Genomic DNA, 20,276 nt, shown 5'->3' with positions numbered 1-20,276 from the left:
GGCTACGTGCGGAGCGGTACATCCAACATGTCACGCGCCTGCTGCCATGTGGCGACGGGGCGATCGTATTTGGCGCAAAGATCAACAGCGCGTTGCACAAGAGCGGCATTCGAAGGTGCCAGCGTGGCGCGGTCCAGACGCATGTTGTCTTCCAATCCGGTACGGGTGTGGCCGCCTTCGGCGATGCACCATTCGTTCACGGTAATTTGGTACTGGCCAATGCCAGCCGCACACCAGTCGGCATCAGGAGCCAAGCGCTTGATGGTCTTGATGTAATAGTCGAACACGTCACGATCGACTGGCATTGCATTTTTCACCCCCATGACAAACTGCACATAAAGGCGGCCGGGAATGCGCCCGTCCTTGTTCATCGCCACGGCCTGGTGGATGTGGCTCAGGTCAAATGCCTCGACCTCTGGCTTAATGTTATAGGTCCGCATCTCGCTGGCCAGCCAATCCACCAGATCAGGCGGGTTTTCGTACACCCGCGTTGGGAAGTTGTTCGAACCCACAGACAAAGACGCCATGTCAGGCGCAAGGGACAGCATACCGCCACGGGTCTTGCCCGCGCCCGAGCGCCCGCCAGTGGACAGTTGCACGATCATGCCGGGGCAGTGTTTTTCAATGCCTTCCTTGAGCAGTGCAAATTTTTCCGGGTCAGACGACGGGCTTTCATCGTCATTGCGCACATGGCAATGGGCAATGGTCGCGCCCACTTCAAAGGCTTCGTGGGTGCTTTCGATCTGTTCCGTCACAGTGATCGGCACTGCGGGGTTATTTTCCTTTTTGGGAACAGACCCCGTGATTGCACAGCAGATAATGCAAGGTTTGTCAGACATCAAAGAACACCGTTTCATTGTCGCCTTGCAACGTAATATCAAAGCGATAGGTTGCGTCGTCACCACGCTGTGCAATCAAGGTCGCGCGGCGGTTTTCCCACTCGATCAGGTTCAGGACCGGATCGGCGCTATTGTCTTCATCCGAAAAATAAAGCCGGGTGTTCAGCCCGACATTGATGCCGCGTGCAACGACCCAAAGGTTCAGGTGCGGGGCACCATCAACCGCGCCGGGTTTGATTGTGTCAAAGGCCCAAATTCCGGTTTCAAAGGCAGGGATAACGCGACCAAAACCGCGAAAACCTTCTTCGACCTCGCCCGCACTTTCTGGATGGGCATAGATGCCGTCGGCATTGGCTTGCCAGATTTCAATCAGCACATCCTTGACCGGCGACCCCGTCCCGTCACGTACAATGCCTTCGACCCGGATCCGTTCGCCCTTGGCGTTGGGTCCGGCGATATCCTGTCCCAGTTCATTGTCAAAAATCTCGAACCCGGCCGCACCGGGGGCCAACCCGATGTGTACGTAAGGGCCTGCGGTCTGCGATGCCGTTTCGCGCAAATAATCCAGCTTCTGGGCCATCAGTTCCCCTCCATCCGGTTTTCAAACAATGTCGAACGGCGCCCCCGCAGCACGACATCAAACTTGTAGGCGATACTATCAAGCGGGATGGTCGCATTCAGATCCAGCGCGGCCGTCAACTGTTCAATCGCCTCCGGGTCGGGGATGGATTGCACAATCGGGCATTTGGGGATCAACGGGTCGCCTTCGAAATAGCATTGGGTAATCAGGCGCTGCGCCCAAGCTGTGCCAAAGATCGAAAAATGGATATGGGCGGGCCGCCAGTCGTTGACCCAGTTGCGCCAGGGATAGGCACCGGGCTTGACCGTGCGAAAGAAATAGTAGCCGTTTTCATCGGTGATCGTGCGCCCGCAACCGCCAAAATTAGGGTCCATCGGAGCCAGATAGGTATCTTTCTTGTGGCGATAGCGGCCACCCGCGTTGGCTTGCCAGATCTCGACTAGGGCGTTGGGAACCGGGCGCGCGTTTTCATCCAACACGCGACCGTGCATGATGATCCGCTCGCCAATCGGGCTTTCGCCGGGGGTGGCAAAATTGAACAGAAGATCATTGTCGTTTGCGCCGATATCATTATGGCCAAATCTGGGGCCAGTGATCTCGCTGATGGAATTTTCCAGACTGATCAATGCCTTTTGCGGCGACCGGGTCACAGAGGTCTTGTAATGCGGGGCATGGGCCGGTGGATGCAGCCTGCGGTCGCGTTGATAATATTCGGCGGGTTTACCCATTGTCTGCCTCCATTTCGGCGTAGGTCTGTTTGGCCAGCTTGATCGCATGGTTCGCCTTTGGCACGCCAGCATAAATGGCAACATGCTGAAATGCTTCCATGACATCGCTTTGGCTTGCCCCGGTGCGGGCGCACGCGCGGATGTGCATCGGAATTTCCTCAAAATTGCCGGTAGCCGCCAGCAGGGCAAGGGTCAGCATCGACCGTTCGCGTCGCGAAATCGCATCACTGGCCCAGACATTCCCCCATGCCGTTTCGGTAATGAGCGTTTGAAATGGCAGGTCAAATGCGGTCTTTGCAGCCTCTGCCCTGTCGACATGCACATCACCAAGCACCTGTCGGCGGACCTGCATCCCTTTTTCCATCCGGTTCATCGTGGATATTCCTTTAGTATGGCAGGCCAACATAATTTTGGGCCAACACAGCCTGCGCGGCCTTGTTGGTGCGCAAAAAGTTAATCTCTGCCTGCTGCATTTTCAGATCAAACGGCGTCTGGGTGGGGAATTGGTGCAGCAGGCTGGTCATCCACCAGCTGAACCGCTCGGCCTTCCAAACCCGGGCAAGCGCCTTTTCCGAATAGGTTTTGATGCCCGTATCATCGCCCTCGCCGTAATAGTCCGTCAGGGCATGGTATAGATAATGAACGTCAGAGGCGGCGGTGTTCAGCCCCTTGGCCCCCGTCGGCGGCACGATATGCGCCGCATCTCCGCACAGGAACAAACGGCCCCATTGCATCGGCTCGCAAACAAAACTGCGCAGCGGCGCAATCGATTTTTCAATGCTCGGCCCCGTCACAAGACGGTCTGCGGCCTCTTTCGGAATGCGGCGCTTGAGTTCATCCCAGAACGCGTCATCCGACCAGTTTTCAACCTGATCATCCAGACTGCACTGGATGTAATAGCGGCTGAGGTTTTCGTTGCGCATCGAACATAAGGCAAATCCGCGTGACGAACTTGCATAGATCAATTCCTCTGATACCGGTGGCGTTTCCGACAGGATACCAAGCCAGCCAAAGGGATATGTTTTTTCAAATTCCTGCCGTTGGTCCTGTGGGATTGTCTGGCGACTGACACCATGGAACCCATCGCAGCCGGCAATGAAATCACAGTCAATCCGCCGGGCTTCGCCATCTACGGTATAGGTCACATAGGGTGCATCGCTCTTGGCGTCATTGATCACAACATCCGCGACGTTGAATTCAATGGTCCCGCCCGTGGCTTCGCGGGCGGCATAGAGGTCAGCCGTAACTTCGGTCTGGCCATAGACAATCACCGTTTCATCGACATAGTCCGTGAATTTGATCCCGATCTGGGTATCCTCGAACGACAGGATCGTTCCGTCATGGGTGTAACCCTCACGGTCAAGCCGGTCGGCACATCCCGCCTCGCGCAGCAGACCCACCAATCCACGCTCCAGCACGCCCGCGCGAATCCGGCTCAGGACATAGTCCTTTGTTTTGCGCTCCAGCACGACGCTGTCGATGCCCTGCTTGTGCAACAACTGGGACAAGAGCAGGCCGGACGGACCACCGCCAATGATCGCTACTTGTGTTTTCATGTTTAACCCTCCGATGCTCTATAATGACTGATTGAAAAAGTAAACAAAAATGATAAATTGCGGAAATTACTTATCGTTTTGGGAAAGTAATTTGGATCGCCGCATCAAATTCCGCCATATTCAGTGCTTCGTCGAGATCGCCCGCGAGGGCAGCCTCAAACGCGCCGCCGAAAAACTCTTTCTGACCCAACCGGCGATTTCCAAAACGCTCAAGGAACTTGAAGCATTGCTGGGCGCAAAACTGATGCAGCGCAGCCGCGCTGGCATTGCATTGACCAAACAGGGTGAAGTTTTTCAACATTTTGCAGAACAGGCGATGGCAAATTTGCAGCAGGGGCTTGATGGAATCGAACAAGCCGGTCGCGATCAAAAAACCCGGCTAAGCGTGGGGGCGCTGCCCAGTGTCGCCGCGGCATTAATGCCGGATGTGGTGGCGGAATGTGCCCAGCTTGCGCCCAATCTCAGCCTTCAGATAATGGAAGGGCCCCATGACTATCTGATCGAACGGCTGCGCCTGAGCACCCTTGATCTGGTCATCGGGCGTCTGGGCGAACCGAAGTCGATGCAAGGTGTCAGCTTCACGCAGCTCTACACCGAAGAAGTCGCCTTTGTGGTACGCGCGGGCCATCCCCTGCAAAGCGCGCCCGACCTGCGGCGTCTGGGGGAATGGCAGGTGATCTGCCCGCCGCATACGGCCGCCATTCAACCGTTGGTCGCAAGGTTTCTGATTGCGCATGGGATTTCCGACATTCCCAACCGGATTTATTCCGTTTCTGGCGCGTTTGGGCGCAGTTATGTGCGCAAGACGGATGCGGTCTGGATTATCTCAAGCGGCGTCGTCGCAGAGGAAGTGGCAGACGGCAGTCTTGTCCGACTGCCATTTGACACGACCCTGACGCAAGGCCCTGTCGGGATGATGGCGCGGCCCGACAGCCCTGCAACGCCCGTCCAGCAGATATTTCGGATGGCCGTTCAGAAAGTATTGAAACACAATGGGCTTAGCTCTGCGGGCTGATGGGTAGGTAGAAAACCCGGTGTCCGCTCAGGAACTGACGACATCGGCAAACATGGCCTCAACCATCAGGTCAGTGATCGCGCCATAGGCGGATAGCCATGCGTCCTGTTCCACCTCGCTTAGCCCTCCATGCGAATGTGTATCCAAAGCGTGGATCAGGGCAGCACCGACAGGTGCAAAATGTTCAGGCTTGGTACCGTGGCCCAAATGCTGTCGCGCAAGGCCGATGATGGTGTCTTCCATAGGATGTAGTTGATGAAGCTGCTGCACAACAGCCGTCAGTGTTTCCGAAAGTTTGATCCGTTGTTCGATCATATCCTCGGGAAAAAACGGGCGGATGCTGGGCGCGATCCGAAACAGTTCGTCGTAGAAGGTCTGCGACAACGCATTGCGGACCGGAAAAACCCGATGAAAACTGTCCTTGACGGTTTCGATATGGTTTCGCGTCATCACATTTTCCCGCTGCTGTCAGGGAAAAGTGTCACAGGAACATTAAGGAAACGTTCCAAGGGGGATGGGTTAAAACCCATCTTACGACCTTGCAATGTCGTAAAATGGATCTTGATCCATCCCCCCTGATCAACGATCCGGGTTCACCGCATCATAGACGCCCCTGTAGCGCTGCCAGCGCGCATCATAGGCGTCTGTCAAATCTGGCCGAGGATCAATCGTTTCCCCGATATCTGGCAGCGTCATAATGTCAGTCAGGTGCGCCCCGGTTTGCGCTGCGATACCAAGACGGGCCGCGCCAAGCGCGGCACCAAACTCGCCGCCTGCCGGGATTTGCAGAGGCAGGTTCAGCGTTGTCGCCAGAGTTTGCAGCCAGAAGCGGGATCGTGCACCGCCACCCATGGCGATGACGCTTTCCAGTTTGGTCCCCGTACCTTCCAACGCCTTCAGACAATCGCGCAGTGCAAATGTCACGCCTTCAACGACGGCTTGCGTCAGGTCTGCGGGGCCGTGCGCCACATCCAGACCAATGAATGCTCCGCGTACGTCAGCATTGTTGTGCGGCGTCCGCTCGCCCGACAAATAGGGCAGGAACATCAGATCGGAAGGTCCGCTGATCTGCCCGGGCAGCCCCCCCGCCAGTTCAGCCGCCGACTGCCCAAGGTTACGGGACAGCCAGTTCAGGCAGTCGGTCGCCGCCAGAATGACGCCCATCTGGTACCAGCGGTCAGGCACCGCATGGCAAAAGGTGTGAACCGCAGAGGCCGCATCCGGCGCATAACGATCCTTGGCCGCCAGCAATACACCGGAAGTGCCAAGCGACACGAACCCCTGCCCTTCGCTGAAACAGCCCGCACCGCATGCAGCCGCGGCATTGTCACCAGCGCCACCAGCCACGATGACAGGGGCCTTGATCCCCCAGCGCTGGCGCAGGGCGTCCCGCATCTGGCCGCTGACAGCACTGCCTTCACACAGGTCCGGCATCTGGTCACGGCGCATATGGCCCGTGGCAAGCGCCTGATCAGACCACTCACGCGCGCCAACATCGAGCCATGATGTACCCGCGCTATCGGACATATCGCCCATATGTCCGCCGGTCAGCCACAGGCGCAGGTAATCCTTTGGCAAAAGAACCTTGGCAACCTTAGCGAAAACATCGGGTTCGTTTTCCTCGAGCCACAGCAATTTGGGCGCGGTAAATCCCGGGAAAACTATATTCCCGGTGATCCGATGCATGTCAGGCTGCTGATCAAGCCACGCTGCCTGCCGGGCAGACCGCGTATCGTTCCACAAAATACAAGGGCGCAGGACCTGATCAGCCGCATCAATCAGCGTCGCCCCATGCATATGGCCGCTGATCCCGATCCCGCGCAGATCGGCCAACTCAGCAGGCACGCGCGCGGCCAGAGTGTCAAACGCCGTCTCGCAGGCGGTAATCCAGTCTGCAGGGTCCTGTTCGGACCAACCTTGTCTGGGGTGCGGGTTGGGATAGTGCCCTTCAACCGTCTCGATCACCCGACCGGTTTCATCTGTCAGGATCGTTTTCAGGCCAGAGGTGCCAAGGTCCAATCCAAGATACATCGCGTTGCTCTCCACTTCCTGCACAGATGCGGCAGACTTAGTGGTGCATCCAACGCGCCGTCAAGCGCCAATGTTAGCGCTAAACAGCGGCAACTTACGCCCAAGATGGCAAACCTGGTCGTCGCAGCCCCCCACGATCATTCAGACAATCATGGAGGGCTTGGCGTTCCGGGTCTTTGTTATTCCATGACAGGAATTGAAAATTCGCCGCCCTCTTTGATACCGGATGGCCAGCGCGATGTGACCGTCTTGGTGCGGGTATAGAACTTGAAGCTGTCCGGCCCGTGCTGGTTCAGATCGCCGAACATGGATTTTTTCCAGCCACCAAATGTGTGATAGGCCAGCGGCACAGGAATTGGCACATTGATACCAACCATCCCAATATTGATCCGGGCCGCAAAATCGCGGGCGGCGTCGCCGTCGCGGGTAAAGATCGCGGTGCCGTTGCCATATTCATGGTCCATGGCAAGCCCGATAGCCTCTTCATAGGTTTTCGCGCGAACAGTGGACAGGACAGGGCCAAAGATCTCTTGGGTGTAGATGTCCATGTCGGGGGTCACATTGTCGAACAGATGCGGTCCGACGAAGAAACCATCCTCATACCCTTGCAGGCTGAACCCACGGCCATCGACGACAAGCTTGGCACCCTGATCAACGCCGGTTTGCACCAGACGTTCAATGTTGGCCTTGGCGGCGGCGGTCACAACGGGGCCGTAGTCCACGTCCTTGCCCGATGTATAGGGGCCGACCTTCAGCGCCTCGATCCGCGGTACCAGCTTTTCGATCAGACGGTCAGCGGTTTCCTCGCCAACGGGCACCGCGACAGAAATCGCCATGCAGCGTTCGCCCGCAGCACCGTAACCGGCACCGATCAGCGCATCAGCGGCCTGATCCATATCCGCGTCAGGCATGATGATCATATGGTTCTTGGCACCGCCAAAACACTGCACCCGCTTGCCGTTGGCACATCCCGTTGCGTAGATATATTGCGCAATCGGGGTCGAGCCCACAAAGCCGACCGACTGGATCACATCATGGTGCAGGATCGCATCAACAGCTTCCTTGTCGCCATTGACCACCTGCAGAACACCTTTGGGCAGGCCAGCTTCTTCCATCAGTTCGGCCAGCATAAGGGGGACCGATGGGTCACGTTCGGATGGTTTGAGGATGAAGGCGTTGCCGCAGACAATCGCAGGTGCAAACATCCACATCGGGATCATCGCGGGAAAGTTGAAGGGCGTGATGCCCGCTGTCACGCCCAGCGCCTGTTTCATCGAATACATATCAATGCCGGGGCCCGCACTGTCGGTGAATTCCCCCTTCAGGTGATGTGGCGCACCGATGCAGAATTCGACAACTTCCAGCCCGCGCTGAACGTCGCCTGCGGCATCGGGCAGGGTCTTGCCATGCTCTCGGGACAGGGCTTCGGCCAGCTTGTCCATATCGCGGTTAAGCAGGTCGACAAATTTCATCATCACGCGGGCGCGGCGTTGCGGGTTGACTGCACCCCACGCAGGCTGGGCGGCTTGGGCGGCGGCGACGGCTGCCTCCATTTCAGCAGCATTTGCCAGCGGCACCTTGGCCTGCACTTCGCCCGTTGCTGGATTATAGACATCGGCAAACCGGCCAGAAGTCCCTTTGACATGTGCGCCGTTGATGTAGTGGGTCAGTTCTTGCATGACGTCCTCCTCTTTTCATGTTGCGGGCATTACTAGACTTCAAAGCGCAGTTCGGCTACGGGAAAGATCACTGATCGACTTTGCAAATTTTCAGGTATAGATGCGAAACGCCGATGATCTGCTGATTTTTCTGTCCGTCGCCCGCGGCGGCAGCATCACTGCGGCATCGCGGGCGATGCAGGTGGACCCGGCCACGATCGGACGTAAAATCCAGCGACTGGAGGACCAGCTTGGTGCTGCACTTTTTGCCAAATCACCCAAAGGCTATGCGCTGACCGATGATGGCCAGCGGTTGCTTGTCTACGCGCAAAGCATTGAAACGGCCCTGCGCGATGCGGAGGGTGATTTTCTTGGCAGGCAGGACAAATTGACCGGCAAACTGCGGATTGGCGCACCCGATGGCTGTGCCACCTTTCTGCTACCCCATGCCTGCGCGCGGATCACCAAGGCACATCCGGATCTGGCCATTGATATCCTGACCGCATCGGAACGGTTTGATATCCACAAGCGCGATGTTGACGTGATGATTACCGTGACACCGCTGTCATCAAAGGCCCTGCACTGTCAGGAACTATCCTGCTATGAGCTTCATTTCGGGGTATCGCATGATCTGGCCGCGCGCATGGCTGGTGGATTGCCGCTGACTGATATTCCCCTGATATCATTCGTAACCGAGCATCAGCTTGACCCCGCGCTTGATATTCCGCCCGCCTTTCGGCACCGGGAGCCGTCGCTTTGTTCAAACTCTGCCGTGGTGCAGTGGGAATGGGTGAAAACAGGCGCAGGGATCGGGCTGCTTCATGATTTTTCACTGCGCCATGACTACGGGCTGACCCGCCTACACCCCGATTTTGCCATTGCGCGTCAATATTACGTAAGCATCCGCAGGGATGAGATGCAGTTCAGGCGGATGAAACGGTTTCTGCCATTGTTGCAGCAGGCAGTGAAAGAGGTCCAGACAACGCTTTCGGCATGACAGTTGCGCGGCCTACAGCGTTTCGCGAAACGCTGTAGGGTTGAAGCAGCTTTTGATCCGCCGCAAGAACGGCATCGAACCAACGCATAGCTCAGGTACAGTATGACAGGCCCACTTGAGACATTATTCCGCCTGTGTGCGGTATTTGCACTGGCTAAGGTTCTGACCGACCAACGGATGGCACGAGCCGACGATGCCTCCTTGCCGCAAAGGTAGATGTGGAACCGTACCGGGCTGCCTGCCGTCTTTCCGTTGCAGTTCAAGACACCGTTGGGCGGCAGTGACTATCTGACCGTGATTGACAGCGTAACCGGAGAGCCCATTTTGGGGCATTTGTGCATGGCGGGGCGTTTCTCAGGGTGCTGGTGCCCCGCGTAACCTGTTACCTGCGCTTTGCAACTGGCGACGATTGGCAAGGTTAGGATTCGCTTCTTGGCACGGTAACGCAGTTTACCGGTCATCCGGAGCCGCTGAATTTTGAAATGAGGTGATGCGGATCCTCAACCGGGCATATTGTCACGATTCTCCCACCGTCGTGCGGTGATAGGCTTTGAGGGCGGGACCTTTTGCTTCGCCTTGCGACGCAAACCGACCGGCCGGGGGCTTTGCCCCCGGACCCCAGGATATTTTTGGCCATAAGAAGTCATTGGTCTGATCGCAGGCGGCAAATGCCCCGTACATAAACCGCCCATTTTTTACCATTTGATAAAATAAAAATCTGTGCCAAGATGATTCGCAACAAACGAACCAACGGGAGCCATCATGAACAGCCAATATACACCCGGTGTCGTGCCAGCCCGCCTGAGCGGCGATGCGCTCGTCCAGAATTTTGCAGACCTTCATGCGCCACTGGCCCCGCATGAAGCCGCCGTCGCCGCCGACCGCTGCTATTTCTGTCACGATGCGCCCTGCATCACGGCCTGCCCCACCGACATCGACATTCCGTTGTTCATTCGCCAGATCAGCACCGGCACGCCGGAAGCTGCTGCAAAGACGATCTTTGACCAGAACATCCTTGGCGGGATGTGTGCCCGTGTCTGCCCGACCGAAGACCTGTGCGAACAGGCTTGCGTGCGTGAGATGGCCGAGGGCAAGCCGGTCGAAATTGGCCGTCTGCAGCGTTATGCAACTGATACATTGATGGCCAAGGGCATTCATCCTTATGAGCGCGCGCCCGGCACCGGCAAAAAGATCGCCGTTGTGGGTGCGGGCCCTGCGGGCCTGTCATGTGCGCACAGGCTTGCCATGTTGGGCAACGATGTGACTGTCTATGATGCCATGCCCAAACCGGGTGGGCTGAATGAGTATGGCATCGCCGCTTACAAATCGACCAACGATTTTGCCGCTGCCGAGGTGGAGTGGCTTGTCTCTATCGGCGGGATCGAGATCAAGAATGGAATGGCCTTGGGCGATCAGTTGAAGATGGATGATCTGGTTGGCTGTTTTGCGGCCGTCTTTCTGGCAGTCGGCCTTGGTGGCGTGAATGCAATGGGCGTCGACGGCAACGACAAGGACGGCGTCACTGATGCCGTGTCGTTCATTCAAGAATTGCGCCAAGCAAGCGACCTGACCATGCTGCCAATCGGCCGCAACGTGGTTGTGATCGGCGGTGGCATGACGGCCGTTGATGCAGCGGTCCAGTCCAAACTGCTGGGCGCCGAACAGGTGACAATCGCGTACCGCCGAGGCCGCGACGCGATGAGTGCCAGCCGCTACGAGCAGGATCTGGCCGCATCGCATGGGGTACAACTGCTGTTCAATGTCCAGCCCAAGGCGATCCATGGCAATGGCGCGGTGGCCGAGATTGAACTGGAATATACCAGCGCCATCGACGGCAAACTGTCCGGCACCGGTGAAACCGTCCGGCTGAAGGCTGATCAGGTCTTCCGCGCCATCGGCCAGACCCTGACAAGCGATGGCGGGCTGACGCTGGAGGGCCGCAAGATCGCTGTCGATGAACATGGCCGCACCAGCCGCGCGGGCGTCTGGGCCGGAGGTGATTGCGCCGCAGGTGGCGATGACCTGACCGTGACGGCGGTCGCCGAAGGGCGCGACGCCGCGATGGATATTCATGCAACTCTGAACGGGAGCGTTTAATATGGCTGACCTGACAACCAACTTTCTTGGCATCACTTCACCCAACCCGTTCTGGCTGGCCTCTGCCCCGCCAACCGACAAGGAATATAACGTGCGCCGCGCGTTCGAAGCAGGCTGGGGCGGCGTCGTCTGGAAAACGCTGGGATCCGAAGGTCCGCCTGTGGTCAACGTCAATGGCCCCCGTTACGGGGTGATCCACGGGGCCGACCGGCGCGTGCTGGGCCTCAACAACATCGAACTGATTACAGATCGTGACCTGCAGACCAACCTTGATGAGATTACCCGCGTCAAGAAAGACTATCCTGATCGTGCCCTGATCGTGTCGATCATGGTGCCTTGCGAAGAACAGGCTTGGAAGGACATCCTGCCGAAGGTCGAGGCGACAGGCGCCGACGGGATCGAGCTGAACTTTGGTTGCCCGCATGGCATGTCCGAGCGTGGGATGGGTGCCGCCGTTGGTCAGGTGCCCGAATATATCGAAATGGTCACGCGCTGGTGCAAACAGTATTACTCCAAGCCGGTCATCGTGAAGCTGACCCCCAATATCACTGACATCCGCAAGCCAGCGGCAGCGGCAAAACGCGGCGGCGCTGATGCGGTCTCGCTTATCAACACGATCAATTCGATCGTCTCGGTTGACCTCGATACCATGTCACCCGAGCCCAGCATCGGCGGTAAGGGTTCACATGGCGGCTATTGCGGGCCTGCGGTCAAACCGATTGCCATGTCGATGGTGTCAGAAATCGCGCGCGACCCCGAAACCCAAGGCCTGCCGATCAGCGGCATCGGCGGGGTCACAACATGGCGCGACGCGGCCGAATATATCACGCTGGGCTGCGGCAATGTGCAGGTCTGCACGGCGGCCATGACCTATGGCTTCAAGGTTGTTCAGGAAATGATCAGCGGCCTGTCGCAATGGATGGACGAAAAGGGCCACGTCAGTATTCAGGACTTTATGGGGGCCGCCGTGCCCAATGTGACCGATTGGCAGTATCTGAACCTGAATTACGTGGCCAAAGCATCCATTAACCAAGACGACTGTATCAGTTGCGGGCGCTGCTATGCGGCTTGCGAAGACACATCACATCAAGCTATCGCCATGTCGGACGACAGGACGTTCAGCGTGATCGATTCCGAATGCGTGGCCTGCAACCTGTGTGTCGAGGTCTGCCCCGTCGAAGGGTGTATCAGCATGGTCCCGATGGAACCGGGCACGGTCGATCCACGCACCGGCAAGACCGTCGAGGCCGACTACGCCAACTGGACAACCCACCCCAACAATCCCGGCGCAGTCGCGGCAGAGTAGCGGCTCCCAACCGTCCTGTATTGCGATGCTGTTTTTCGCAACATCAATGGACGTGCGTGCATCACGCACCGCGTCCATTACGCCGTTGACCCATACGTTATCATCCTGATCTGAAATTATGCGGGATGATAGCCTGATCCGTCTGGCCTGCAAAAATCACCCGCGTCAGCGCCGACCCAAATATCACCACCCGGGCGGTTACAGGCCCGCTGATGTGTCGCTTTCCTTTGCACGCATAACGCTTTGCGGGCCCTATGGTTCAGGCGTGAGCATCCGGCGCAGCATGTTTTCGATATGCATCTCGGCCCCGGCCATCGGGTCACGGTCGCCCAGAATGGCGCGGACCTGCACATCGAAATCAGCGTAATGTTGGGTCATTGACCAGATTGAGAACACCAGATGATAAGGGTCAACCGGCTGGATCCGGCCCGCAGAAACCCAGCCGTCAATCACATGGGCCAACTGGTCAATCACTGTGCGCAATTCGCCGCGCAAAACATCCCCGATCTGCGGCGCGCCTTGAATGATTTCATTGGCGAAAAGGCGACTTTCATTGGGGTAATGCTGGCTCATCGTGAGTTTCAGCTTGGCGTAATTGACCAATTCTTCCACTGGATCACCGGCGGGGTCGATATGTGTCACGGGCTCAAGCCAGCTTTCCAGAAGGCGCGCCAGCAGGGCCTTGTAAATCGCATCCTTGGAAGAGAAATAGTAAAGCATATTCGGCTTTGACAGCCCCGCCTCGTCTGCGATCTTGTCAAGAGTTGAGCCATGAAAACCATATTGTGAAAAGACCTTTAGCCCCGCCGCAAGGATCGCTGACTGGTTCTTTTTCTGGATGCGTGTTTCCGGTTTATTCATACGGCCTATGGGTCCCTATTCCTTGGCAGATGTCACGCCCAAAAATGAGGCAAATGTCAATGCAATAGGCCACGGGTGCCCGCAAAATCCTTGACACACCTCCGACCTCTGCTAGCCTCACTTTGACCAACTGGTCAAATATAAACCGGTACATAAGGAGAACCGTCTCATGGTCGCGATCGGAGAAAATCTACGGATTAACAGCGAACGGCTATGGGACAGCCTGATGGAGATGGCCAAGATCGGCCCCGGTGTCGCGGGTGGCAATAACCGCCAGACCCTAACGGACGCAGACAGTGAAGGCCGCCACTTGTTTCAGAAATGGTGCGAGGCGGCAGGTTGCACCATGGGCGTGGACGAAATTGGCAATATGTTCGCCCGGCGCGAAGGCACCGACCCTGACGCGCTGCCCGTCTATGTCGGCTCGCACCTTGATACGCAGCCGACAGGTGGCAAATATGACGGGGTGCTGGGCGTACTGGGCGGCCTCGAAATTCTGCGTACACTCAACGATCTGGATATCAAGACAAAGCACCCGATTGTGGTGACCAACTGGACCAATGAAGAGGGTACGCGCTATGCGCCTGCGATGCTCGCCTCGGGCGTATTTGCAGGCAAGCACACGCTGGAATGGGCCAATGACAGGGTTGATGCCGACGGCAAGCGCTTTGGCGATGAATTGGAGCGTATCGGCTGGAAAGGCACGGAAAAAGTCGGCGACCGCAAGATGCACGCGTTCTTTGAACTGCATATCGAACAGGGCCCGATCCTGGAAGCCGAAGGCAAGGATATCGGCGTTGTAACACATGGGCAGGGCCTGCGCTGGATCGAATGTACGGTCACAGGCAAGGAAAGCCACACAGGATCAACCCCGATGCAAATGCGCAAGAACGCAGGTCGCGGGCTGGCACTGGTCACCGAACTGGTGCACGAAATCGCGATGAAGAACCAGCCCAATGCTGTCGGCGCAATCGGCCACATTGACGTCTATCCCAACAGCCGCAACATCATCCCCGGCAAGGTTGTATTTACGATCGATATGCGCACACACCTGCTGGACAAGCTGAACGGCATGGTTACCGAACTCATGGCGCGCGCACCGCAACTGTGTGAAGATATAGGCGTCACGTTCGAGGCCGAAATCGTAGGCCAGTTCGACCCGCCCGCCTTTGACGAGGGCTGCGTCAAGGCCGTGCGCGACGCCGCCGAACGGTTAGGCTACGCGCACATGGATATCGTGTCCGGTGCGGGCCATGATGCCTGCTGGATCAATGACCTCTATCCTACTGCCATGGTCATGTGCCCTTGTGTCGACGGATTGAGCCACAATGAGGCGGAAGAGATTTCGCCGCAATGGGCTGCCGCGGGCACGGATGTGCTGATGCATGCGGTGATCGAGACGGCCGAGGTTGTAAACTAGGGGCGCTGCCCCCGGCCCATTCGGGCCTCCCCCGGGATATTTTTGGCCATAAGAAGGGCCACGAAAAGGAGACTTCCATGACAAAGGTCATCAAGAACGGCACGATCATCACCCATGATCTGACCTATAAGGCGGATGTGCTGATTGACGGCGGCAAGATCATCGAGATCGGGCCGGATTTGCAGGGTGATGAGCAGCTGGATGCAACCGGCTGCTATGTCATGCCTGGGGGGATTGATCCGCATACGCATTTGGAAATGCCCTTCATGGGCACCTACTCGACCGACAATTTCGAAAGCGGTACGCGGGCGGCCCTGTCAGGTGGCACTACGATGGTCGTCGATTTCGTCCTGCCCGGACAGGGGCAGGGCCTCGTTGATGCGATGAAAACGTGGCACAATAAATCCACCCTCGCCAGTTGCGATTATTCCTACCACATGGCCGTTACATGGTGGGGCGAAAAGGTGTTTGACGAGATGCCGACCGTGATCAACGACCATGGCATCAACACTTTCAAGCACTTCATGGCCTACAAGGGTGCGCTGATGGTAAATGATGACGAGATGTACGCATCCTTCAGCCGTTTGGGCGAATTGGGCGGCATCGCACTTGTCCACGCCGAAAACGGCGACGTCGTGGCGGAACTGTCGGCCAAACTTCTTGCCGCTGGCAATACCGGGCCAGAGGCGCACGCCTACTCCCGCCCCGCACAAGTCGAAGGCGAGGCCACAAACCGTGCGATCATGATCGCCGACATGGCCGGTGTGCCGCTTTATGTGGTGCATACATCCTGCGAAGAAAGTCATGAAGCGATCCGCCGCGCCCGCCAGCAAGGCAAGCGGGTCTGGGGTGAGCCGCTGATCCAGCATCTGACGCTCGACGAGTCCGAGTATTTCAACAAGGATTGGGATCATGCCGCCCGCCGTGTCATGTCACCCCCGTTCCGCAACAAGCAACATCAGGATAGCCTGTGGGCGGGCTTGCAAGCCGGGTCGCTGTCTGTCGTGGCGACGGATCACTGTGCCTTTACCACCGAACAAAAGCGTTACGGCGTGGGTGATTTCACGAAAATCCCCAATGGCACTGGTGGATTGGAGGACCGGATGCCGATGCTGTGGACTCACGGTGTCGCCACGGGCCGCCTGACCCCAAACGAATTTGTGGCGGTGACATCGACGAACATTGCGAAAATCCTCAACTGCTATCCCCGCAAGGGCGCTGTTCTGGTCGGTGCCGATGCTGATCTGGTGGTCTGGGACCCGGAAAAAGAAAAAACCATTCAGGCCAGCGCGCAACAGTCTGCCATCGACTACAACGTGTTCGAGGGGCAAACGGTCAAAGGCCTGCCGCGCTTTACCCTGACCCGTGGCCATGTGGCGGTGCATGACGGTGAAATGCGCACACAGGAAGGCCACGGTGAGTTCGTGAAGCGCGCAGGCAACGGGGCGACAAACAAAGCACTTTCATCATGGAAAGAACTGACTGCCCCACGGCCCGTTGAACGTACAGGGATTCCGGCAACCGGTGTTTGATCGTGAAGAAGAGGTGCAGGACGCCGCACGCCACGGAGACAGAAATTTGATGGCGCAACCGACGATACGTGCGACCGGCCTGAACCTGACGTTTCAGACCAACGATGGGCCTGTCCATGCGCTCAAGGATGTAAATCTTGACGTCAACAAGGGTGACTTCGTCAGCTTTATCGGCCCTTCCGGCTGTGGCAAGACGACATTCCTGCGCTGCATCGCCGGGTTGGAGACGCCCACGGGTGGTGAGATCAACGTCAACGGTATGACGCCGGACGAGGCGCGGCGTGCGCGTGCTTACGGCTATGTGTTTCAGGCCGCAGGCCTGTATCCCTGGCGCACGATTGGCGGCAATATCAGGCTGCCGCTGGAGATCATGGGATTTGACAAGGCTGAACAGGCTGACAGGGTCAAATGTGTGCTGGAACTGGTCGATCTGGCCGGGTTTGAAAAGAAATTTCCGTGGCAACTGTCTGGCGGCATGCAGCAGCGCGCCTCCATCGCGCGGGCGCTGGCGTTTGACGCGGATATTTTGCTGATGGACGAGCCCTTTGGCGCTCTGGACGAGATTGTGCGCGACCATCTGAATGAACAGCTTTTGCAGCTTTGGGCGCGCACTGAAAAGACGATTGCGTTTGTCACCCATTCGATCCCCGAGGCAGTCTATCTGTCGACCAAGATTGTGGTGATGTCGCCCCGTCCGGGCCGGATTTCGGATGTGATTGACAGCCCGCTGCCACGGGAGCGCCCTTTGGACATCCGTGATAGTCCCGAGTTTATCGAGATTGCCCACCGCGTGCGCGATGGGCTGCGGGCGGGGCATGTTGATGGGTAGGAGCCTCCGGCGGAAGTTTGATTGGACGAAGAAAGTCAGGGGCTGCGCATGAGGTCGATTGTGCCAATTCTGACGGTTGTCGCCGCGATCCTGTTATTCTGGGCGCTTTGCGTTATTCCGATGAATGCGCATCTGACCGCCGATCAGGCGCAGCGTGATGGCATGATCCTTAGCCCTGACACGCCCGCCGCCCGGCAGGATTATTCCGGGCTGGTGCTGGCTTTGAAAAACCCGGCGATCATTCCGCTGACCTACACGCTGGAAAGGCCACGCTTGCCTTCGCCGCATCAGGTGGCGGTTGAACTTTATGATACGGTCATCGACAAGAAGATCACCTCCAAACGGAGTCTTGTCTATCATGGGTGGGTGACGCTTTCGGCAACCCTGCTGGGGTTCGCGATGGGCACCGGGCTGGGCATCCTGCTCGCCGTGGGGATTGTCTACAACCGCACGATGGATAAATCCGTCATGCCGTGGGCGATCACATCGCAGACAATTCCCATACTGGCACTGGCCCCGATGATCATCGTGATTTTGGGATCAATTGGCGTGCAGGGGCTGCTGCCCAAAGCGATCATCTCGGCTTACTTAAGCTTTTTCCCCGTTGTTGTTGGCATGGTGAAGGGCCTGCGCAGTCCTGACGCGATGCAGCTTGATCTGATGCGCACCTACAATGCCAGCAACAGCGAAGGATTCTGGAAACTACGCCTGCCCGCATCGATGCCCTATCTCTTTGCCTCGCTCAAGATCGGGGTTTCGGCCTCGCTTGTTGGGGCAATCGTGGGCGAACTGCCAACCGGCGCGCGGGCAGGATTTGGGGCACGGATGCTTGTGGGCGACCAGTACGGGCAGCCGCTGGTGACATGGGCGGCGCTTTTTGCGGCAGCGATTACGGCGGCGGCACTTGTTGCAATCCTAAGCTTGGTCGAGCGTCAGACCCTGCGCCGCATGGGCATGGGGGCGGTCTGATGGCGTATCTCTTGGCAGGCATCATCTGGGCTGCTGGCTGGTGGGTGAACAGCCGGTTGGCCCACACAGACGGTGCCGACAGCCCGGCCATCAGCCTTGCCATCCCGGCGATATTCGGGATCACCCTGATTGCGATCTGGCAGGTGCTGGTGCAGATGCTGGAGATCAGCCCCATCATCCTGCCGGCCCCCACAGATATTGCGCTGCGCTTTGCAGGGTCCTTATCGCTGCTGTGGGCCGACTTTGTACAGACGATCCTGAAGGGCGCGCTGGTCGGTTATGTGCTGGGAACGCTTGCCGCCTTTGCCGTGGCCATTCTTGCGGACAGGTCCGCCTTTCTGACCCGTGGCATTCTGCCGGTTGGTGCTTTTATGGCGGCCCTGCCCATCGTGGGTACCGCGCCGATTTTCGTGAAATGGCTGGGTAGCGACTGGCAGTCAAAGGCGGCGGTTGTGGCGGTCATGGTGTTCTTTCCGATCCTCGTGAATACGCTGGCGGGGTTGCGCGACACATCGGCCATGCAGCGCGATCTGATGCGCACCTACGGGGCGGGCTACTGGCCGACGCTGATCAAGCTGCGCATCCCCGCAGCCCTGCCGTTTGTGTTCAACGGGCTCAAGATTGCGACCACTCTGGCCCTGATCGGGGCGATTGTGGCTGAATTTTTCGGCTCACCCACAGTGGGGATGGGTTTTCGCATCTCGACCTCAGTGGGACAGCTTGCCATGGATATGGTCTGGGCCGAGATTATCGTCGCAGCATTGGCGGGGTCCGCATTTTACGGGGCGATGGCATTTGCCGAAAAACGGGTGACCTTCTGGCACCCGTCACAAAGATAACAAACCGACTTGGAGGTCAAAGATGAAGAAATTACTGATGGCGGCGGCACTGGCAGCTGGCTTGGGCGGGACAGCCCAGGCGGACGGGCACGCCAATTCGGTCACACTGCAATTGCAGTGGGTCACGCAATCCCAGTTTGCGGGCTACTATGTGGCACTCGACAAAGGGTTTTATGAGGAAGAAGGGCTCGATGTTACGATCTTGCCCGGCGGTCCCGACATTGCCCCACCGCAGGTGCTTGCCGGGGGCGGCGCTGACGTGATGCTGAACTGGATGCCTTCCGCGCTGGCGGCCCGTGAAAAGGGCCTGCCCGTGGTCAACATCGCACAGCCATTCAAGACGTCCGGCCTGATGCTGACCTGCTGGAAAGACACCGGCATCACATCTGTCGAAGATTTCAAAGGCAAGACGATTGGGGTCTGGTTCTTTGGCAATGAATATCCGTTCCTGTCATGGATGAGCCAAGAGGGAATTTCCACCGATGGCGGCGAAGATGGGGTCACGGTCCTGAAACAGGGTTTCAACGTCGATCCGCTGTTGCAGCGGCAGGCAGATTGCATCTCGACCATGACCTATAACGAATATGGGCAGGTGCTGGATGCGGGCGTGAACCCCGACGAACTGGTCACGTTCAAATACGAGGATCAGGGCGTTGCAACGTTGGAAGACGGCATCTATGCGCTGGAAGAGAACCTCGAGGACCCCGTCTTTGTTGACAAGATGGTCCGCTTTGTCCGCGCCTCCATGAAAGGCTGGAAATACGCCGAGGAGAACGTCGAAGAGGCCGCAGGCATCGTGCTGGACAACGATGAAACCGGCGCGCAGTCAGAGGCCGCACAAGTGCGGATGATGAATGAGATCGCCAAACTGACAGCCGGATCGGACGGTTCACTGGACGAAGCCGACTACCAGCGCACCGTTGAAACTTTGCTGGCAGGCGGGTCTGACCCCGTGATCTCGGCCGAACCTGTGGGCGCGTGGACCAGCGCGATCACTGACGCCGCGTTGAAGTAACAAA

The 20,276-nt window shown here is 57.8% G+C and carries 20 protein-coding genes; 11 read left to right on the top strand and 9 right to left on the bottom strand.

Annotated features, from left to right (window positions below; all coding sequences use genetic code 11):
- Positions 1–2: 2 nt before the first annotated feature.
- Genes C8N45_RS07660 through pobA form a run of 5 tightly spaced genes read right to left on the bottom strand, consistent with a single transcriptional unit; the run spans position 3 to position 3,703 of the window.
- The gene (locus tag C8N45_RS07660; protein WP_108385618.1) at positions 3–839 is read right to left on the bottom strand and encodes a 3-oxoadipate:acetyl-CoA acetyltransferase; all 837 of its coding nucleotides are present in this window, start codon (positions 837–839) and stop codon (positions 3–5) included.
- Positions 832–1,419 (bottom strand): protocatechuate 3,4-dioxygenase subunit alpha, encoded by a 588-nt coding sequence (gene pcaG / locus C8N45_RS07655; protein WP_108385617.1) that lies wholly within the window; start codon positions 1,417–1,419, stop codon positions 832–834. Before pcaG ends, C8N45_RS07660 begins: the two co-directional genes overlap by 8 nt.
- Positions 1,419–2,147, bottom strand: coding sequence for a protocatechuate 3,4-dioxygenase subunit beta (pcaH, locus tag C8N45_RS07650; protein ID WP_108385616.1), 729 nt, complete (start codon positions 2,145–2,147; stop codon positions 1,419–1,421). The genes pcaG and pcaH overlap by 1 nt, the downstream gene beginning before the upstream one ends.
- Positions 2,140–2,520, bottom strand: a complete 381-nt coding sequence (pcaC, locus tag C8N45_RS07645; RefSeq protein ID WP_108385615.1) for a 4-carboxymuconolactone decarboxylase — start codon at positions 2,518–2,520, stop codon at positions 2,140–2,142. The genes pcaH and pcaC overlap by 8 nt, the downstream gene beginning before the upstream one ends.
- A gap of 13 nt (positions 2,521–2,533) precedes the next feature.
- On the bottom strand, positions 2,534–3,703 hold the full coding sequence (gene pobA, locus C8N45_RS07640) for a 4-hydroxybenzoate 3-monooxygenase (RefSeq protein WP_108385614.1): 1,170 nt from the start codon (positions 3,701–3,703) through the stop codon (positions 2,534–2,536).
- 91 nt (positions 3,704–3,794) lie between these two features.
- Here pobA and pcaQ point away from each other — a divergent pair, with 91 nt between their 5' ends.
- Complete coding sequence (pcaQ, locus tag C8N45_RS07635; protein WP_245882596.1) at positions 3,795–4,718, top strand: pca operon transcription factor PcaQ; 924 nt, start codon at positions 3,795–3,797, stop codon at positions 4,716–4,718.
- A 27-nt stretch (positions 4,719–4,745) separates the two neighbouring features.
- Here pcaQ and C8N45_RS07630 read toward each other — a convergent pair whose 3' ends face one another.
- The 3 genes from C8N45_RS07630 to C8N45_RS07620 all read right to left on the bottom strand — a co-directional run bounded on the left by C8N45_RS07630 (position 4,746) and on the right by C8N45_RS07620 (position 8,428).
- Positions 4,746–5,168 carry a globin domain-containing protein gene (locus C8N45_RS07630; protein WP_108385612.1) on the bottom strand — a complete coding sequence of 141 codons (423 nt, stop codon included), beginning with the start codon at positions 5,166–5,168 and terminating at the stop codon, positions 4,746–4,748.
- A gap of 129 nt (positions 5,169–5,297) precedes the next feature.
- Positions 5,298–6,749, bottom strand: coding sequence for a xylulokinase (gene xylB, locus C8N45_RS07625; RefSeq protein WP_108385611.1), 1,452 nt, complete (start codon positions 6,747–6,749; stop codon positions 5,298–5,300).
- Positions 6,750–6,928: 179 nt separating this feature from the next.
- Positions 6,929–8,428, bottom strand: coding sequence for a CoA-acylating methylmalonate-semialdehyde dehydrogenase (locus C8N45_RS07620; RefSeq protein ID WP_108385610.1), 1,500 nt, complete (start codon positions 8,426–8,428; stop codon positions 6,929–6,931).
- 100 nt (positions 8,429–8,528) lie between these two features.
- Between C8N45_RS07620 and C8N45_RS07615 the strand changes: the two genes are divergently transcribed.
- From C8N45_RS07615 to preA, 4 genes are all read left to right on the top strand, one after another.
- Positions 8,529–9,404, top strand: coding sequence for a LysR family transcriptional regulator (locus tag C8N45_RS07615; RefSeq protein ID WP_108385609.1), 876 nt, complete (start codon positions 8,529–8,531; stop codon positions 9,402–9,404).
- A gap of 216 nt (positions 9,405–9,620) precedes the next feature.
- Complete coding sequence (locus C8N45_RS23175; protein ID WP_168769423.1) at positions 9,621–9,782, top strand: hypothetical protein; 162 nt, start codon at positions 9,621–9,623, stop codon at positions 9,780–9,782.
- Positions 9,783–10,166: 384 nt separating this feature from the next.
- Positions 10,167–11,501 carry an NAD(P)-dependent oxidoreductase gene (locus tag C8N45_RS07610; protein ID WP_108385608.1) on the top strand — a complete coding sequence of 445 codons (1,335 nt, stop codon included), beginning with the start codon at positions 10,167–10,169 and terminating at the stop codon, positions 11,499–11,501.
- Between the two features lies 1 nt (position 11,502).
- The gene (preA, locus tag C8N45_RS07605; RefSeq protein ID WP_108385607.1) at positions 11,503–12,807 is read left to right on the top strand and encodes an NAD-dependent dihydropyrimidine dehydrogenase subunit PreA; all 1,305 of its coding nucleotides are present in this window, start codon (positions 11,503–11,505) and stop codon (positions 12,805–12,807) included.
- A 252-nt stretch (positions 12,808–13,059) separates the two neighbouring features.
- Here the strand turns inward: preA and C8N45_RS07600 are convergent, their stop codons facing one another.
- The gene (locus C8N45_RS07600) at positions 13,060–13,668 is read right to left on the bottom strand and encodes a TetR family transcriptional regulator C-terminal domain-containing protein (RefSeq protein WP_108385606.1); all 609 of its coding nucleotides are present in this window, start codon (positions 13,666–13,668) and stop codon (positions 13,060–13,062) included.
- Between the two features lie 169 nt (positions 13,669–13,837).
- Here C8N45_RS07600 and C8N45_RS07595 point away from each other — a divergent pair, with 169 nt between their 5' ends.
- From C8N45_RS07595 to C8N45_RS07570, 6 genes are all read left to right on the top strand, one after another.
- The gene (locus C8N45_RS07595; RefSeq protein ID WP_108385605.1) at positions 13,838–15,088 is read left to right on the top strand and encodes a Zn-dependent hydrolase; all 1,251 of its coding nucleotides are present in this window, start codon (positions 13,838–13,840) and stop codon (positions 15,086–15,088) included.
- Positions 15,089–15,165: 77 nt separating this feature from the next.
- A complete protein-coding gene (gene hydA, locus C8N45_RS07590; RefSeq protein ID WP_108385604.1) occupies positions 15,166–16,620 on the top strand; it encodes a dihydropyrimidinase in 1,455 nt (484 codons plus the stop codon).
- Between the two features lie 49 nt (positions 16,621–16,669).
- Positions 16,670–17,449 (top strand): ABC transporter ATP-binding protein, encoded by a 780-nt coding sequence (locus tag C8N45_RS07585; RefSeq protein WP_108385775.1) that lies wholly within the window; start codon positions 16,670–16,672, stop codon positions 17,447–17,449.
- A gap of 48 nt (positions 17,450–17,497) precedes the next feature.
- Positions 17,498–18,418, top strand: a complete 921-nt coding sequence (locus C8N45_RS07580) for an ABC transporter permease (protein WP_108385774.1) — start codon at positions 17,498–17,500, stop codon at positions 18,416–18,418.
- Positions 18,418–19,257: an ABC transporter permease gene (locus C8N45_RS07575; RefSeq protein WP_108385603.1), complete on the top strand. Its 840-nt coding sequence runs from the start codon at positions 18,418–18,420 to the stop codon at positions 19,255–19,257. Before C8N45_RS07580 ends, C8N45_RS07575 begins: the two co-directional genes overlap by 1 nt.
- Before the next feature lie 22 nt (positions 19,258–19,279).
- Complete coding sequence (locus tag C8N45_RS07570) at positions 19,280–20,272, top strand: ABC transporter substrate-binding protein (RefSeq protein WP_108385602.1); 993 nt, start codon at positions 19,280–19,282, stop codon at positions 20,270–20,272.
- Positions 20,273–20,276 lie beyond the last annotated feature (4 nt).

The organism is Yoonia sediminilitoris, assembly GCF_003058085.1.
In the GTDB taxonomy this organism is placed as follows: domain Bacteria; phylum Pseudomonadota; class Alphaproteobacteria; order Rhodobacterales; family Rhodobacteraceae; genus Yoonia; species Yoonia sediminilitoris.
This window is presented reverse-complemented; position numbering and strand designations above follow the sequence as displayed.